Here is a 15,713-nt window from a genome sequence, read left to right on the forward strand (position 1 = left end):
CAAAACAAGGTCGCTGAATTGCTTGACCTGATTATGGGCCTGTCCCCGGAGTCCCGGAGTCCTGGAGTCCTCCGGAGTCCTGATTATGGGCCTGTCCCCGGAATCCGCGGAGTCCTGTCCCCGGAGTCCTCTGAATTGCTTGACCTGATTATGGGCCTGTCCCCGGAGTCCTTGTCCCCGGAGTCCTTGTCCCCGGAGTCCTGATTATGGGCCTGTCCCCGGAATCCCTGTCCCCGGAATCCCCCGGAGTCCCCCGGAGTCCCCCAAGAATTATAGAGCTTCTGATTGGAGTCGTTGGTCGTTCGGGCCTGCCGGTATTTTGTTGGCCCTGTCTGTCGGTGCGCAAGCCGCATCCCTCTCCCTTCCTTTGGATCGGAGAAACTATGTGATTGGCGAGAGTGTGCCGCTTGCGGTGAGCCAGGCGGCAGGTCCGGTAAAAGTCGAACTGGTGGATGAGCGCGGTGTCACATCAACATTGTATTCGGGGGCGGTCCAGCCTTTGGTTTGGGATACGACCTTGGTCGCGGCGGGACGGGTTTGTCTCCTTTTGGAGCCGCTCACAGCAAAACAGATCCGCTTCGATGATCAGACCGGCCTCAACGCTTCAGAATGTGGGTTTGCACCCGATCTTGACCTTCTCGCCAGCTTTCCCCATGATCTCCACCATGAAAACGATGTCTCAGGTCGGCCTCAACGAGCGTGTGCCCGTACCGCCAGAAAAGCGATTTCTTATCCATCCATTCCATCATAAAAGGGTATCCGCATCATGACAGCCACTGCAACCTCAGAGCCGCGTTTTCCGGTCGCGGCCTGGAAAGTTATACAGCCGGTCTTTGCTCCTGCGGAGACGAAGCGGTTGGAGGCGGTGTTCGCCCTGGCCAACGGCTACATGGGCCAGCGCGCCGTGCACGAGTTCGTGCCGGCACCGGCCGATAGCCTGCGCGGCTTTTATGTGGCCGGCGTTTTCGACACCTACCTCAACCAGACGATGATCAAGCTCAAGGGCCGGCCCTCGCACCCGCACCAGATGGTGAATCTGCCGGATTCCCTGCCGGTCCAAGTGACCTTGGATGGCGAGGTGCTGGATCTGACGCAGGCGCCGCCAAGCGCTTACGCACGCACCTTGCACCTGGATCGCGGCACCCTCACCCTGGAGGTCACGCTGCGGACCCCGCATGGGCTTGAAGTCCGTGTGGCATGCACCCGGTTTCTGAGCCTGCACCGACGGCACCTGGCGGCGATGCGCATCGTGCTCACCCCGCTCAGCGGCGACATGAACGTCGGGTTCACGTCGCTGGTGGATGGCAGCGTCACCAACCTCACCCAATCGCACCTGATCGCGGTAAAACCATTGACGGCCGGGGCCGGGCGCAAAGCGGCGCCTGGCAGCGGCCGGTTGCACGGGGTCACCTGTCGCACCGCCGGTACCGGCGTAACCGTGGCGGTGGCCGCCCGCGAATTCTGCTCCGGCGCGGCAATCGGCAGCGCTGGTACGCGCCTGACCTGGAAAGACGGCGTCAGCCGGCAATTATTTGTCACCCCCTGCCGCCGGGGCGAATCCCTGACCTTCGATAAGTTCACCGCCGTGGCCACCAGTCGCGACCACGACGTGAGCGGCAGTCTCGGCCTCTTCTGCCGCAAGCAGCTCGACGCGGCCATGGCCGCCGGCTTTGCCACACTCGAAACGGAGCAGGCGGCCGCCTGGGCGGAAATCTGGCGTACCGTCGAAATTGACATCGCCGAAAGCAACGGTGCCGGCGCCCTCACCCAGGGCTTGCACTACTCCCTGTTCCAGATGTACCAGAACGCGCCCAATGGCGACCATACCGTGAACATCGGCGCCAAGGGCCTTACCGGCGAGCATTACTCCGGCACCTATTTCTGGGACACGGAAGTATTCATGCTCCCGATGTTCGCCTTCACCAGGCCGCAGACGGCGCGCGACCTGGTGCAGTCGCGGGTGCACTACCTGCCCGGGGCCCGACGCAAGGCGACGGAATTCAGTCTCCAGGGCGCCGCCTACCCCTTCATGTCCGACGAGAACGGCGACGAAGCCGCAACCCTCTGGCAGTTCGGGCTTCTCGGCGTGCATGTCTCCGCGGACGTGGCCTGGAGCATGTGGTTTTACTACTGCGTGACCGGTGACCTGGAGTTCATGGCCCACGGCGGCATTGACGTGCTGGTCGAGACCAGTCGGTTCTGGTTGTCACGGGTCTACTTCCGCACCGACACCGGCGAGTATGTCATCAACCGCGTGCTCGGCCCCGACGAGTACCACCAGGGCGTGGACAACAACTTCTACACCAACCTGATGGCGCAGGAGAACCTGCTCAAGACCGTGGCACTGCTGGAGCTGCTGCAGCGGGAGCGTCCCGCCGATTACGCCGCAGCGGTGCAGCGCCTGCACCTGCAGCCGGCCGAGGTGGCGCGCTGCCGCGAGGTCGCGGCCAAGATGCGACTGCCGCGGGACGCGAAACGCGGCCTCAATCTCCAGGACGAGCGTTTCGAATGCCTCGAGCCCTACGACCTGAAGGCCAACCCCCCGGGCGGCGCGCTGCCGGCTGTGTGGTCCTATGACCGGATCATGCGTACCCAACTCCTGCGGCAGGCGGACATCGTGGTCGCACACGTCCTGCTGGGCGACCGGTTCACGCCCGAGGACGTGCGGCACGACTTCGACTACTACGAGCCCAAGACCACGCACGATTCCTCCCTCAGTTTCTGCTCCTACAGCATGGCCGCCGCGGCCCTGCGCAAGAGCGAGCTGGCGCTCGATTATTTCCTGCGCACCGCGCGCCTGGACCTGGACGATATCCACGGCAACGTCTGGATGGGCGTGCACACCGCGTGCCTCGCCGGGGCCTGGCAATGCGTGGTGCTCGGCTTCGGCGGCGTGCGCTGGTTTGAGGGGAAACTCTCGCTCGCGCCGCTGCTGCCCAACGGCTGGGACAGTTTCGGCTTCAGCGTTGCCTGGCACGGTGCGCGCCTGCACGTCAAAGTGTTGCCGACGGCGGTGGAACTGCAGACCGATGGCCCGGAAGTGGCATTGCGCCTCGGGCAACGCGCCGTGACGGCGGGGCCGCAGGTGCAGCGCTTCACCTTCCCGGCACGCCCGGTGCGCGGCGTCATCTTCGACCTCGATGGCGTGTTGGTGGAAACGGCGGAGTTCCATTACCAGGCCTGGCAGAAACTGGCCGACCGCATCGTAGTGCCCTTCGACCGGCAGCGCAATGAGGCGCTGCGCGGCGTGGATCGCACCAACTCGCTGCGGCTGCTGCTCGGGGAGCATGCGGGACGCTTCAGTGACGTGGAGAAAGAGGCCTTCTGCTCAGAGAAGAACGCGGTCTACGTCAAGCTGATCGAGGACATCACGCCGAAGGATCTCTTGCCCGGCGCCGAAAAACTGCTGCTGGCGCTACGCGAGGCGGCCATTCCCGCAGCTGTCGCCTCTTCCAGTAAAAATGCGCGCCCGGTGCTGGAGCGCCTCGGCATCACGTCGCTGCTGACGGCTATCGTGGACGGCTCGGAGGTGGCGGCGGCCAAGCCTGCGCCGGATCTGTTCCTGCTCGCCGCGGCGAAGCTGGGACTGACCCCGGCGCAATGCGTGGTGGTCGAGGACGCCGAAGCCGGCGTCGCCGCGGCCCGCGCCGGTGGCATGGCCTGCATCGGCATCGGCACCCCGGAACGCGTCGGTGACGCCAACCGGGTGGTCAATTCCGTGGCGGACATCGCGGTGCCCATGCTGGACGCCCTGTGAGGCCAGATATGAGTCTGACCGCCAACTACCGCATCCGGCACGAATGAGCGACCCGCGGCTACGACGGCAGCACCTTCTGCCAAGGCCATCAGCAAAACGGCGTACGGTTACCGTGTCGAAACAACAGCCGGGACACGGTTTTCGTCAACAAATCCCCATCTGGGTATACGGTGGCGGGAGTTAAAGATACCACTATAAAGGCTGACCGGCATGGATAAGGAAAGTCGAAGTTACAAGGGAGATGACTAATTGTCTTTAGCCCGGGCGGTGGTTTCACTGTAAGGATAACCTTCTGATGGGGCACCGCGCATCAAAGCGTAACACATGGTTATGGGAAGCGGTTATTAGAAAAAATGATACTTATATACTTTGCGAGCCGATTTCGGTAGCTTAGTTCAAGTTTGGTTGTCGAAGAAGTCGGCTGGAGGTGGGATGAAAGCCACTAACTTGTCCGTCCTTTGTCTTCCTAACCCGGCGGCGAACGATGTTCGGGCGCCGATGAGGTCGGCCAGAGGTGCCGCGCCGTAGGCGTGGTGCGATCGGGTTGAAGGGTTCGAGTTGAACCCCTTTCTATAGGAACCGGAAAGAGAAAGAAAGGGGTCCAAGAGTGATGGAAGAAGGGAATCGAGAGATGGGCAAGAAATTATATGTTGGCAACCTGAGTTATAGCGTCACAAGTGAATCCCTGACACAGGTGTTCTCTGCTTACGGCAAAGTTGTTTCCGCGGACGTGATCATGGATCGCGAGACGGGTCGCAGCAAAGGCTTTGGCTTTGTTGAGATGACGACTGACGCTGAGGCGACGGCGGCTATTGCGGCCACGAATGGTATGGACGTTGATGGTCGTGCGCTGACCGTGAATGAGGCACGTCCTCAGGCTCCGCGCGTTGGCGGCGGTGGTGGCTTCGGCGGTGGTGATCGTGGCGGCAGCCGTGGCGGTGGCTTCGGTGGCGGCGGCGGTGGTGGCTTCGGCGGTGGCGATCGCGATCGTCGCGGTGGCGGCGGACGCCGGTAATCCAGTCGCGCTCATCAGAGCAAATTGGATGATTTCGCGGGAACGGGCTGAAAGGTCTGTTCCCGCGTTTTTCTTTTTGGCGGTAGATGGGTGATATCCCGTCGTAATTGCGTATTTTTGTAACCCATTTGGCGACCTTGAGGATTTGGCTGCATGCCGGCTTGCCTAACAGCTTTCCAATCGAGTCGAGTATCTCCGACGAAATACGCTTTTCAGGCCGCGACAGTGCCTGGCAGCCAAAGGGAGGGCTCCACATCAAAGGCGGTGCGCTGTGGCGGGGGAGTCAGTTGCCGATTTGTTCTGTCCGGATCAGCCATTCGACAAATGCAGAAAAGTCGAGTGGTTTTGCGAAAAATCTTGTGCCAAGTTTTGTCATTCGGCTCACATCATCAGATTCCAATCCCTTGCCGGAAATCAGGGCTAATTTTCTGCATTTACAGCCCTTACGGGATACCATCTCAATAAACTTAAGTCCGTTCACTTTTGGCATATCGACGTCCGAAATAATTACATCTGGACAAATGCATTCCGGGCTGCAGGGGCACAATGCTGATGAGTAGATGGGGCATGAAAGCGGGCTATCATAGGTTAATACCTCATGCCCCCTGCGCTTAAGCAGTTTTCCTAATACAGACAAAACATGTGGGTCATCATCAATTAAAACCACTTTCATTACTGGCAGAATAGTACATTGATCTGATTTTAGGCTATCAGGGAAACCCTGATTTTGGACTAAGGTTTAAGGATATGCCTGGTTACGCATCAAATACTTGGAGGGTGGGGTTAACACCCTTATGAGTTGCATCATGTCTCGAAAATTAGACTCACTTATGTATAATTCCATGCTGTGATCACGATTCCAGATAAGGTGAGGCTGAAACTGCAGGAACTCCCCGAACAACCGGGGTGTTATCTCATGCGGGATCGGCGCGGTAAAATCATTTACATCGGTAAGGCCACTTCTTTGCGAAAACGCGTTCAGTCTTATTTTCGCGCCAGTACCTGGGCGCGGGCTGATCCCAAACTGCGCGGCTTGATCCGGAGCGTGGACGACTTCGATATTGTGGTTCTGCGTAATGAGGCTGAAGCTCTGTTGACGGAAGGTCAACTGATCAAGGACTACAAGCCCCGTTATAATGTCGATTTGCGTGATGATAAGCGTTTTCTCATGCTCCGTATTGACCTGGTGGAGCCCTGGCCCCAGTTCAAGGCGGTTCGAATCCGGAGGGAGGATGGGGCTGTTTATCTAGGCCCTTATGTTAATTCCGTGGCCACCCGGGTTGCTATGGATTTTGTGGAGAGGAAATTCGGGTTGCGCAAATGTGCCCCGCGCGAACCGGATGCAACGAATCATAAACACTGTATCAACGATATCGTTCGCTTCTGTTCCGCCCCTTGCATTGGACGGATCACCCGGGAGGCTTATCTTGAAAAAGTGATGGCAGCCTGTGCTTTCCTCAGGGGGGAAACACCAGTCCTGCTTGAAGCGCTGCGCGCAAACATGGAGGAAGCCGCCTCCCTGCATCGTTTTGAAGATGCCGCCGCCTTACGCGATACCTGGTTTATGCTTCGGGAGATCACTCAACAACGTGCGAGGGTGGCCTCCACGCCGGCAATCAAAGTGGAAGACGCCAAGGCCGGGCTACTGGGGTTACAGCAGGCGCTAGGACTTGCCACCCCGCCGCATGTAATTGAGTGCTATGATATTTCCAATATTTCCGGAACTCATTCGGTGGCCAGCATGGTTTGTGCTGTGGAGGGCATTCCCTCCCCTCATCGTTACCGTCATTTCCGGATCAGGACGGTGCATCAGTCGGATGACCCCGCCATGATGGCGGAGGTGATCCGCAGGCGGTTCGAGCGGTTGCAGCGGGAAGGAGGGCGAGGCCCTGACCTTCTGGTAGTGGATGGAGGGCTTTCGCAGTTAAATGCGGCGCGTGGAGAGCTGATGCTGTTGGGGATTACGCATGTGCCGGTGATCGGGCTGGCGAAACGGTTTGAAGAAATTCATGTGCCGGGCCAAACTGCGCCGCTTCGTTTATCATCGGATTCAAAAGCTCTTTATGTACTGCAGCGGATCCGTGATGAAGCGCATCGGTTCGCATTAGCCTATCACCGGCGGTTGCGGGGACGCCTGTTACGGGAGTCTGCACTAGATGAGATTCCCGGCATGGGTGAGAAACGGAAAATGTCATTGTTGAGCCATTTCGGGTCCGTGCTTCGGCTTCAACGTGCCTCGATAGAGGAGATTGCCACCGTCCCCGGCGTGAGTCTGTCCTCTGCTAAAACCATTTCAGAGTGGCTTCATAAGGGAGAGTCGGGTTAATAGTTATCTGTTAGGGGTTATGGGGAATTCCAATGAGGGATGATGAGATGAATGTTGAACAGAAATTACTGGCTTTAAGAAAACTGATGTCAGGGCGCAAGGTGGCGGCGCTGGTGATACCGTCGTCGGATCCCCATCAGAGTGAATATGTCGGGGCTCGCTGGCAAACCCGTAAGTGGGCCTCTGGCTTTTCCGGGTCAGCCGGGACCCTGGTGATAACCCTGAAAACAGCCGCGCTCTGGACAGATGGTCGCTATTTTCTTCAGGCTGAACATGAATTGCAGGGGAGTGGAATCAAGCTATTCAAAAGCCGGGAGCCAAATGTGCCGACTGTAAATGATTGGATTGCTGATCAACTAAAGCCCGGTCAAACCGTGGCTTTTGATGGACAGGTGGTTTCCCTCGAATCGGTACAGGAAATGGAGAAGACGTTTTCCTCGAAAAAACTTAAACTCCATACTCACGAAGATTTGTGCGATCAGGTTTGGACGGATCGTCCTCCGGTCTCCGTAGCACCAGCCATGGATTTTCCTGTCAAATATGCAGGGATAGGGCGGGTCAAGAAACTCGCCGCTGTACGTGCGACGTTGGTGAAAAAGGGGGCTGACACCTTGTTGCTGGCCTCTCTGGATGACATTGCCTGGCTATTCAACATCAGAGGCGTCGACGTTGAGCATTCTCCGGTGGTTCTGGCCTATGCCTTGGTGGGGATGAAGAATGTGTTTCTGTTTGTTGATCGAACCAAAATCCCCATTGCACTGCAGAAATCGCTTAAGAAGCAGGGCATCACGTTGCGTCCCTATGACACTGTATGCCGGGCCATCCATGCCATGCCGTCGGGTAAGGTCCTCTGTTTCAATCCGCGGCGGGTAAATAAAATGCTGTCTGACGCTATTCCCAAGGGGGTTCGGCAGATAGAGGAATCCATTGATATCACCACGGAATTGAAGGCTGTCAAAAATCCAGTTGAGCAGTCGCATTGGCATACCGCCGCCAGGTTGGACGGTTTGGCGCTGGTGAAGTTCTTCGCCTGGCTTGAAAATGCCCTGAAGAAGGGGGCGCGGATAACGGAGTATACGGCGAGGGAAGCGCTTAAGGAATTTCGGCGGGAAGCCCCGGAATATCGGGATGACAGTTTTAATGCAATATGTGGTTATCAGGCCAATGCGGCCATGATTCACTATACAGTCGCTCCTGAGTCGGCGGCCCTGCTCAAGCCGAAGGGTTTGTTTCTCGTGGATTCGGGGGGGAATTATTACGAAGGAACCATGGATACGACCCGGACAGTGGCGCTTGGTCCTGTATCGGTGTCGGCGCGTCGCCATTATACCCTGGTGCTGAAAGGGATGATAGCGTTGAGTCGGGTGTGTTTTCCTGTCGGGCTGACCGGCACCCATCTGGATGCGTTGGCGCGACTACCGCTATGGGCGGATGGCTTGAATTACAAACATGGAAGTGGGCATGGGGTGGGGGCTTATCTCAACGTGCATGAGGGCCCACATGGATTCACTTCTGCATGGAATCAAAGTGTATTCAAGCCCGGGATGGTGGTGACGATTGAACCCGGCTTCTACCGTGAGGGCGAGTATGGGATCCGGATTGAGAATATGGTTATGGTCGCGGAGGCGGGAAATACCGAGTATGGGCAATTCCTGCGGTTTGACACCTTGACGCTGTGCCCAATTGATACCGCGCCAATAATCCCGAAACTGCTCACCCCTGAAGAGCGCGCGTGGCTGAATGCTTACCATAAGAATGTCTGGACTTGTCTGTCGCCACACCTTAAAGGTGATGCCCTCGTCTGGCTTAGGCAGAAAACCAAATTAATTTAACAACAGGAGTTGCATTGAGACATCAGTCATCCCAAACCAGATGAGCGCCCCGAGATGTTTAATTCTTCAAAATCCTCCTAAATTGACAAAGGGGGGGGAAACTGGCACGCTCTTTACTTACATATGGCAACAAGGGATGAACAAGGATTAGCCCCACGTGTGGTGTTAGGGGTAACGGGCTCGATAGCGGCATTTAAGGCCGTTGAGTTACTACGCCTGATGCAGAAAAAAGGCTGGGATGTTTCTGTGGTCATGACAGACGCAGCAACCCGGTTCGTTACTCCACTTACCTTTCAAACTTTGTCACGAAACACTGTGGGGCAGGGCTTGTTTGATGAGACGGACGGCTGGCATCCGGAGCACATTGCTTATGCGGATCGGGCGGATGTATTGCTGATAGCCCCCTGTACGGCCAATGTCATTGCCAAAATCGCGTACGGTTTAGCAGATGATTTACTGACCTGCACCGTGCTGGCAACGAAGGCGCCGCTAGTGATCGCGCCAGCGATGAATGACAACATGTGGGCTCATCCAGCGACCCGGGCGAATGTGGTAACCCTGCAAGCCCGTGGGGTGGCCTTTGTTGAGGTTGCCTCTGGCGATCTGGCCTGTGGCAGGGAGGGGCAGGGGCGCCTGGCCGACCTGCAAAACATTCTTACGGTGGTAGAGTCTGTATTAACGAAATCTCTATTGAAAAGAGGAGTGAGCACATGACGAAAAATGTATTGATAGCTTTGCTTTTAATCGCCTTGTCTGTCGTTGTTATGATTTTCACCAAGGGGGATGCTCCGGTGAATTTGGTATTTACGGTGATCAAGCCGGCGGCCTCGCTGGTATACCTGTGCTTTACGGCGCTGGGCGTGACTATTGGCGTCCTCTTGAAGTAATGGTTCTATGAGTGATTTTACACTAGCGGGATTCGAGCTGATTGAGAAGGTTGGGGAAGGTGGCATGGGGCAAGTATGGAAAGCCCGCCAGCTTTCCCTGGACCGGCTTGTGGCAATCAAGTTTCTCCCTCCCCGGCTGAGTCATGATCCCGAGAGTATCAGGCAGATTATCAAAGAGGCGCGGACGGCTGCAAAACTGAAGCATCCCGGTATTGTGCATGTTTATGATGCCAGTGAACAGGATGGGCATTGCTGTTTGGTAATGGAATATGTCGATGGGTATACCGTCGGGCAGTGGGTTACGCGCAAAAAACTCCTTTCGTATAAAGATGCGCTGGTGGTGATCGAGTCTGTTGCCGTAGCTCTCAAATATGCGTGGCGTGAGGCTGGCTTAATTCATTGCGACATAAAGCCTGAAAATATCATGATTGATCATGATGGCACCATCAAGGTGGCTGATCTCGGGTTGTCGATCACTCGCGAATCGCAGAGTGCGCATCAGGCCTCCGATGAAATTGTAGGCACCCCGGGTTACATTTCTCCCGAGCAGGTTCGGGGAGACGTCCAATTGGATTGCCGTACTGATATTTATGCATTGGGGTGCTGCTTGTATCAGATGGTGACTGGAGAGCGGCCGTTTAAAAGCCTTACCGACAGTGAGGCCATGGAAGCCCAGGTGTCTTCGCAGATTCCGGACCCTCGCGACCTTGTTCCCGGAATTCCGGCTTCTGTGTGTGGTTTGATTGAATGGATGCTCATTAAAGACCGGGAGCATCGTCTTGCGGATTGGGATGCCGTTCTGAAGGAATTGCACCGGGTGCAAAAGAGTTCCATGTTCACGCGCGAGGTTCCGTCTGAGGGGGCTAGTACCATGCGGCGGCGTGTGCAGGCCACAGCTCCAATTCCTGATTCGAAGAACGACGGGAGACGCCCTGCCTTGGTTCGCATAGCTGTAATATTGGTGGTGGGTGTTCTGCTTGCGGCAATTTTGGAGTGGCGGACGAGGTGGGTTATTCATAAAAAAATTCCGATCGTAGGGGATCCGATTCCGACGCTTACAGTTAAGGCGGTAACCAATGTGCCCCCTCCGGCGCCTCATCCGGTTGTGATCCCTCTGAATCATGATAAGGAAATTGCACGAGCAACGAAGCGAATTCACAGGATGGTTGAGGACTTCATTGCGTCCGGGGATTTTTCTGAAGGAATCCAGTGGCTTGAATCCTATTCGGAAGGCTATGCCAAAGAGACACTGGGGCTCCGTCAAAATCTCGCGCAGTCCCTGAAGACTAAAAAAGAAGTGCAGGATGAGGTTGTAAAGGCGGAGGCGGATTGGACGAATCGCCTGGTGGAGATTACCTCCTGCGTCTTATCGGGGAAATATATGGTTGCCCATCAATTGGTGGATGCGGCGCAAAAAGAAGATAAATTGCGAAAGCACCAGACCGAGATGGTCTCCATGAATCGTATTTTGGAAGATGCCTGTGTCCTGCCAGATAAGGTCCTGAAAACTTTTGAACCTGATGTCGGAAGAATCGTTGTCATCCAGCTTGTACGCGGTCCATTCACGGGGAGGTTGATTGCGATCCGTGATCGAAAATTGGTTATGAAAACCATGAATGATACGGCACAAATTGATGTGCGCTTTGAAGAGTTGTCTTCAGCGGAACGTCAAGCACGTCTTCTTGCTCTTGATCTTCCTGAGGGAAATTTAGTTCGTGGGGTGGCGGCGTATAACGGTGAAAAGGATGATGAGGCTGAGGCCCTTTTGGGAAAGACCGGTTCGGTACTTGGGCCCATGCTAATAGAGCGAAAGAAGGCTCTTGCAGGTTTTGCTAAGCCCCCGGAACCAGCGCAGGACATTGCGCGCGCTAATGAAGAGGCGTCTATGGTTGAGGATCCGGCCTTCATCGCCTTTGCCAAGCTTTTGAAGCGGGCGGGGATTGATCTCGCACAACATGATTTGTCGAAAATGAGAAGTGCCATCGAATCTGCTCCAATGAGCTGTGAAATAGCCAAGCAGGCAGACCGGGCTATGGATGAGTATTTAGAGGCCCACGGGACCTCTACCTTTGCGGAGAAGCATGCGGATCTGGTTTTAGCTTTTCAGAGTGCGTGTGGACGTGCGATGCGTCAATCGCAGTTCCGCCCTTGAGGCTTAGCCGCTCTTCGCGGTGGTGAGCCCGGGTGTGAGCGCGAAGGGGGGATAGAGGATCCCTTTTTCGCAAACAATGGCGGTAATCAAGGCGGCCGGTGTTACATCAAATGCGGGAGAATAGGTTTTAACACCTTCTGGTGCCGTGCGACGTCCGAACCCCATGGTGATTTCTTCTGCCGCCCGTTCTTCAATGGGAATTTCCGCTCCCGTCTTTAATGAAAAATCAAAGGTAGAGCTGGGGGCCAGTACGTAGAACGGGATGCTGTGCGCCTTGGCAAGGACGGCCAAACCATAGGTACCAATCTTATTGGCGGCATCACCGTTGGCCGTAATGCGATCAGCCCCGACCATGACGGCATCAATTTTTTTGGTTTTCATGACATGCGCCGCCATGTTGTCACAGATTAAAGTGACGTCGATTCCGGCCTGCATCAATTCCCAGGCCGTCAGACGGGCCCCTTGAAGCAGGGGGCGCGTTTCATCTGCGAAGACCCGGATCTTCATTTTTTGCTCGGAAGCCACGTAAATGGGGGCCAGGGCGGTGCCATACTCGGCTGTCGCCAGTCCCCCTGCATTGCAATGGGTTAACACGGTGGCGCCATCATGGAGAAGGGTGGCGCCATGTTTGCCGATGGCGTGACACATCGCCGCATCCTCATCGCGAACCTGAATCGCCTCACGAACCAGGCGTTCCTTAAAGGCAAGCGGCGCAAGGGTGGCGGAGGCCCGGATTACCTCGCGCATCCGGTCGAGTGCCCAGAACAGATTGACTGCGGTGGGGCGCGAGGTGGATAGGTAGTCTGCCGCCTGGAGGGCGATGTTTGCCAATTCAGGGGTAGTGGCCGTCGCTTCACTCTGGATGGCCGTTGCGACTCCCATTGCCGCGGCAATGCCGATGGCGGGAGCACCGCGGACTTGAAGCGTTTTGATGGCTTGCCAGATCTCCTTTACGCTTTGGGTGCGCACATAAACCAGTTCGCCTGGCAGGCGGATTTGATCTACCAGGATGACCGAGCCCGGCAACAGGCTGGCAGGTGAATCGGGGCTCCAATCAATGGTGCGGATAGACATATTTAAGGACTCCGGTTAAGGGCGTATGACAAGTAGCATGGCAAGGTTGATCCCGTTGAACAGCCCATGCATGATGATGGGAACCCATAGGGATTTGGTGTACAGATAGGCAATGGAAAATCCGGCCGCGATGATCAGCAGCGGGATGAATGAGGCCAGATGGAAATGGATGGATGCAAAGAGAAGCGAAACGATGAAGATGCCCGCGCCAAGACCAAACTTGCGGATGGCTATGGGAAGGAAGATTCCCCGAAAGAGACATTCTTCAAAAAAAGGAGCAACCGCGACTGCAAATACAAAGATGATTCCCCGGACCCAGAATGAATAATTTCCGGACAGCAGGATGGCAATGTCCTGGAGATTGGGGGGGTAGCCTTTGACCGACAAGATTCCCTGGTAAACGAGGGAACTTATGAGCATGAACGGGATGAGGGTGATGTAAAATACAAACCCGTATTGGATGAGTTTTGGGGATAAGCGGCCAATACCGAAGGATTCTCGCCAACGCCAACCGCGGGAATGAGCGAGCCACGCGATGCCGCCGATCCCGGCCAGATCCAGGGTAAGTCCCTGAATGATGATTTGTGTGCCTTCGCTGGGGTGATTCAACATAGCGGAGATTGCCCACCCTGAGCCAATCAGGATGCCGATCAGGCCGAGGACTCCCACGCCCTCCCGCCAGGTCCATGGGCGTGCGCGGAGCCACGCAATGCGGTCAGCCCAGGGAATCGGTGACCGTCTGGAGCGGAGGATCAGAAGGGAGGCCGCCAGAGTCCCTCCCAACAACATCATGATATATAAGAACCCCACAATGAGGGCGGGCAGTGAAGTCGGTTGCAACATAAGCTGCTCGCTCATTGTGTTCATCAGGATTTCTGGGTGCCCTTGGGAAGGTCGGTCGGTTCAATGGATTCCCGGATGACGTAGATTGGTTTCTGTTGTGCCTCATGATAGGTCCGGATCTGAAGTTCCGCCAGCAGTCCGATGGAGACAAATTGAAGCCCGAAAAAAATGAGCATGAAAGGGGTGATGACCCAGAATGGTCTTTTGATCAACTCGGAGCAGAACTCTGTGCTGAAGAAAAGGTGGGATAAATTTGCCCCAGCCATAAAGAGGATCATCAGCATGCCGAGGGCCCCAAAAGCCATCCCCCACTTGCCGAAGATGTGGATCGGCCGAGTACTGTAGCGCATCAGGAATTTCACGGTGACCAGATCCAGAATAACGCGGAAGGTTCGTCCGATCCCATACTTGGTTGTGCCAAATTGCCGGGCATGATGGGTGACCACAACTTCGGAGATCTGTCCGCCCACCCAGCTCGCCAACGCGGGGATAAACCGGTGGAGTTCCCCGTACAATTGGATGTTCTGCACGATTTCCCGGCGATAGGCCTTGAGGGTGCACCCGTAATCGTGAAGATGGACGCCTGTGATATGACTGATCAGGTAATTGGCAATAACAGAGGGGAGGCGACGGTTGATGTAAGTGTCCTTCCGGTCCCGGCGCCAGCCGCTCACAACGTCAAATCCTTTATCAATCTCGGCCAGCAGCTTGGGGATATCCGTGGGATCATTCTGAAGGTCGGCATCCATCGTGATGATGATCTCGCCGTGGGACTCATTGAAGCCGGCGCTCATGGCTGCGGTTTGGCCGAAGTTGCGGCGGAATTGAATGAGGTGGAGTCCGGAATACTGCGTGGACAACTCCTTCATTTTTTTCCATGAATTGTCTTTGCTGCCGTCATCGACCAGTACAATCTCATAGGAACGACCGATGGCCGTCAGGGCGGCATGCAGGCGTGAAACCAGTAGTTCAACGCTCTCTTCCTCATTGAAAATCGGTACCACCACGGAAATATCTATCATAGCGCTTCCTCATCGTTTTTGGATGCAAATTTGTATCACAGTTCAATCATCCTGCCACGGATAAAAGCAATGGAGTCATTTCTGTCTCGACACAGAAAGACGGGCATCGCAGGATGTCGGCTATGAGTCCAAAATTAGTGAATAAACAAGAAGCCGTACGTTCCGACCGATGGGAGGAAAAACTGGCTGTCCTGGCCCGAAGTCGCGGGGATGGCGAGGCGGTCGCGACGCGGGCGATTCAGCTCAGTCGTCAGTTGAGTCTTTCCCCCTGGATTGCTTTGGGAATTGCCGAACGTCTGATTTCGATGAAAGATGCCCGGATCCTGGATCAAGTGGGCCGCTGCAAAGAACTGCAAACAGCCATTCTTGACAAGCATCGCACGATCGAAGAATTGCGGGTCATGATGCCGTATGCCGCCCATTTCCTTGCGGTAGAGTTGATGGAAGTGCTGAAACATGAGTCGGGCGATATCCGTGTTGTCATACGGATTCTTGAATCGGTTTTAAACGCGGAGCGGAATTCGGATGATGAGTCGTTGACCATGCTGGTGCGGACCCGGACGAATAATGAGTATGCCGCTATTGTCCGTAAGATATTGGGAATCATCCGCCGGACGCGTTGTGATGTGCGTATGGCGCTGGAGGTCGATGCCGGCCATGTCACCGAGCAATTCGCAGCCGATCACATCAGGCAGAGACGGCGTCTGGCAATGGAAGAGTACCAGGATAACGCGCCTCAAGCTGCTCCAGGTCGTGACCATTGGCCAAAGGGTTAAGTCAAGTGTAAGCCTGTCAAAGTTAAAAA

General features: G+C 55.8%; 14 protein-coding genes and 1 pseudogene. 11 read left to right on the forward strand and 4 right to left on the reverse strand.

The features are described from left to right. The 5 genes and pseudogenes from WCI03_10090 to WCI03_10110 form a co-directional block, all read left to right on the forward strand. A partial coding sequence (locus WCI03_10090) for a hypothetical protein (GenBank protein ID MEI8140204.1) occupies positions 1-204 on the forward strand: 204 nt, incomplete at its 5' end. Between the two features lie 118 nt (positions 205-322). Continuing rightward, a complete protein-coding gene (locus WCI03_10095; GenBank protein MEI8140205.1) occupies positions 323-751 on the forward strand; it encodes a hypothetical protein in 429 nt (142 codons plus the stop codon). A 15-nt stretch (positions 752-766) separates the two neighbouring features. Beyond that, positions 767-3,757 carry a beta-phosphoglucomutase gene (pgmB, locus tag WCI03_10100; protein MEI8140206.1) on the forward strand — a complete coding sequence of 997 codons (2,991 nt, stop codon included), beginning with the start codon at positions 767-769 and terminating at the stop codon, positions 3,755-3,757. Positions 3,758-4,388: 631 nt separating this feature from the next. Then, positions 4,389-4,598 (forward strand): annotated as a pseudogene (locus tag WCI03_10105) (RNA-binding protein). Between the two features lie 19 nt (positions 4,599-4,617). Next, entirely contained in the window at positions 4,618-4,866 is a 249-nt protein-coding gene (locus WCI03_10110; GenBank protein ID MEI8140207.1) for a hypothetical protein, read from the forward strand. A gap of 189 nt (positions 4,867-5,055) precedes the next feature. On the opposite strand, the gene WCI03_10115 is transcribed toward WCI03_10110, so the two are convergent. Beyond that, positions 5,056-5,445 carry a response regulator gene (locus WCI03_10115; GenBank protein ID MEI8140208.1) on the reverse strand — a complete coding sequence of 130 codons (390 nt, stop codon included), beginning with the start codon at positions 5,443-5,445 and terminating at the stop codon, positions 5,056-5,058. Positions 5,446-5,619: 174 nt separating this feature from the next. Here WCI03_10115 and WCI03_10120 point away from each other — a divergent pair, with 174 nt between their 5' ends. From WCI03_10120 to WCI03_10140, 5 genes are all read left to right on the forward strand, one after another. Further along, entirely contained in the window at positions 5,620-7,098 is a 1,479-nt protein-coding gene (locus WCI03_10120) for an excinuclease ABC subunit UvrC (GenBank protein MEI8140209.1), read from the forward strand. A 32-nt stretch (positions 7,099-7,130) separates the two neighbouring features. Then, the gene (locus WCI03_10125) at positions 7,131-8,930 is read left to right on the forward strand and encodes an aminopeptidase P family protein (GenBank protein MEI8140210.1); all 1,800 of its coding nucleotides are present in this window, start codon (positions 7,131-7,133) and stop codon (positions 8,928-8,930) included. A 123-nt stretch (positions 8,931-9,053) separates the two neighbouring features. After that, on the forward strand, positions 9,054-9,644 hold the full coding sequence (locus WCI03_10130) for a flavoprotein (protein ID MEI8140211.1): 591 nt from the start codon (positions 9,054-9,056) through the stop codon (positions 9,642-9,644). Further along, the gene (locus WCI03_10135; protein MEI8140212.1) at positions 9,641-9,817 is read left to right on the forward strand and encodes a hypothetical protein; all 177 of its coding nucleotides are present in this window, start codon (positions 9,641-9,643) and stop codon (positions 9,815-9,817) included. The genes WCI03_10130 and WCI03_10135 overlap by 4 nt, the downstream gene beginning before the upstream one ends. 7 nt (positions 9,818-9,824) lie before the next feature. Continuing rightward, entirely contained in the window at positions 9,825-11,969 is a 2,145-nt protein-coding gene (locus WCI03_10140) for a serine/threonine-protein kinase (protein ID MEI8140213.1), read from the forward strand. Positions 11,970-11,972: 3 nt separating this feature from the next. On the opposite strand, the gene mtnA is transcribed toward WCI03_10140, so the two are convergent. From mtnA to WCI03_10155, 3 genes are read right to left on the reverse strand one after another with little or no spacing between them, the layout of a single operon-like run. Continuing rightward, complete coding sequence (gene mtnA / locus WCI03_10145; GenBank protein ID MEI8140214.1) at positions 11,973-13,043, reverse strand: S-methyl-5-thioribose-1-phosphate isomerase; 1,071 nt, start codon at positions 13,041-13,043, stop codon at positions 11,973-11,975. Positions 13,044-13,058: 15 nt separating this feature from the next. Further along, entirely contained in the window at positions 13,059-13,910 is an 852-nt protein-coding gene (locus WCI03_10150) for a type II CAAX endopeptidase family protein (protein MEI8140215.1), read from the reverse strand. Beyond that, on the reverse strand, positions 13,910-14,905 hold the full coding sequence (locus WCI03_10155) for a glycosyltransferase family 2 protein (protein ID MEI8140216.1): 996 nt from the start codon (positions 14,903-14,905) through the stop codon (positions 13,910-13,912). Before WCI03_10155 ends, WCI03_10150 begins: the two co-directional genes overlap by 1 nt. Before the next feature lie 125 nt (positions 14,906-15,030). Between WCI03_10155 and WCI03_10160 the strand changes: the two genes are divergently transcribed. Continuing rightward, a complete protein-coding gene (locus WCI03_10160; GenBank protein ID MEI8140217.1) occupies positions 15,031-15,684 on the forward strand; it encodes a hypothetical protein in 654 nt (217 codons plus the stop codon). Positions 15,685-15,713: the final 29 nt, after the last annotated feature.

The organism is bacterium (assembly GCA_037143175.1).
Classification (GTDB): Bacteria; Verrucomicrobiota; Kiritimatiellia; order CAIKKV01; family CAITUY01; genus JAABPW01.

Coding starts and splice junctions, on each gene's coding strand:
- WCI03_10150 (MEI8140215.1), bottom strand. CDS start 13,910: ATGAACACAATGAGCGAGCAGCTTATGTTGCAACCGACTTCACTGCCC.
- WCI03_10130 (MEI8140211.1), top strand. CDS start 9,054: ATGGCAACAAGGGATGAACAAGGATTAGCCCCACGTGTGGTGTTAGGG.
- WCI03_10135 (MEI8140212.1), top strand. CDS start 9,641: ATGACGAAAAATGTATTGATAGCTTTGCTTTTAATCGCCTTGTCTGTC.
- WCI03_10125 (MEI8140210.1), top strand. CDS start 7,131: ATGAGGGATGATGAGATGAATGTTGAACAGAAATTACTGGCTTTAAGA.
- WCI03_10110 (MEI8140207.1), top strand. CDS start 4,618: ATGAGGCACGTCCTCAGGCTCCGCGCGTTGGCGGCGGTGGTGGCTTCG.
- WCI03_10160 (MEI8140217.1), top strand. CDS start 15,031: ATGAGTCCAAAATTAGTGAATAAACAAGAAGCCGTACGTTCCGACCGA.
- pgmB (MEI8140206.1), top strand. CDS start 767: ATGACAGCCACTGCAACCTCAGAGCCGCGTTTTCCGGTCGCGGCCTGG.
- WCI03_10140 (MEI8140213.1), top strand. CDS start 9,825: ATGAGTGATTTTACACTAGCGGGATTCGAGCTGATTGAGAAGGTTGGG.
- mtnA (MEI8140214.1), bottom strand. CDS start 13,043: ATGTCTATCCGCACCATTGATTGGAGCCCCGATTCACCTGCCAGCCTG.
- WCI03_10115 (MEI8140208.1), bottom strand. CDS start 5,445: ATGAAAGTGGTTTTAATTGATGATGACCCACATGTTTTGTCTGTATTA.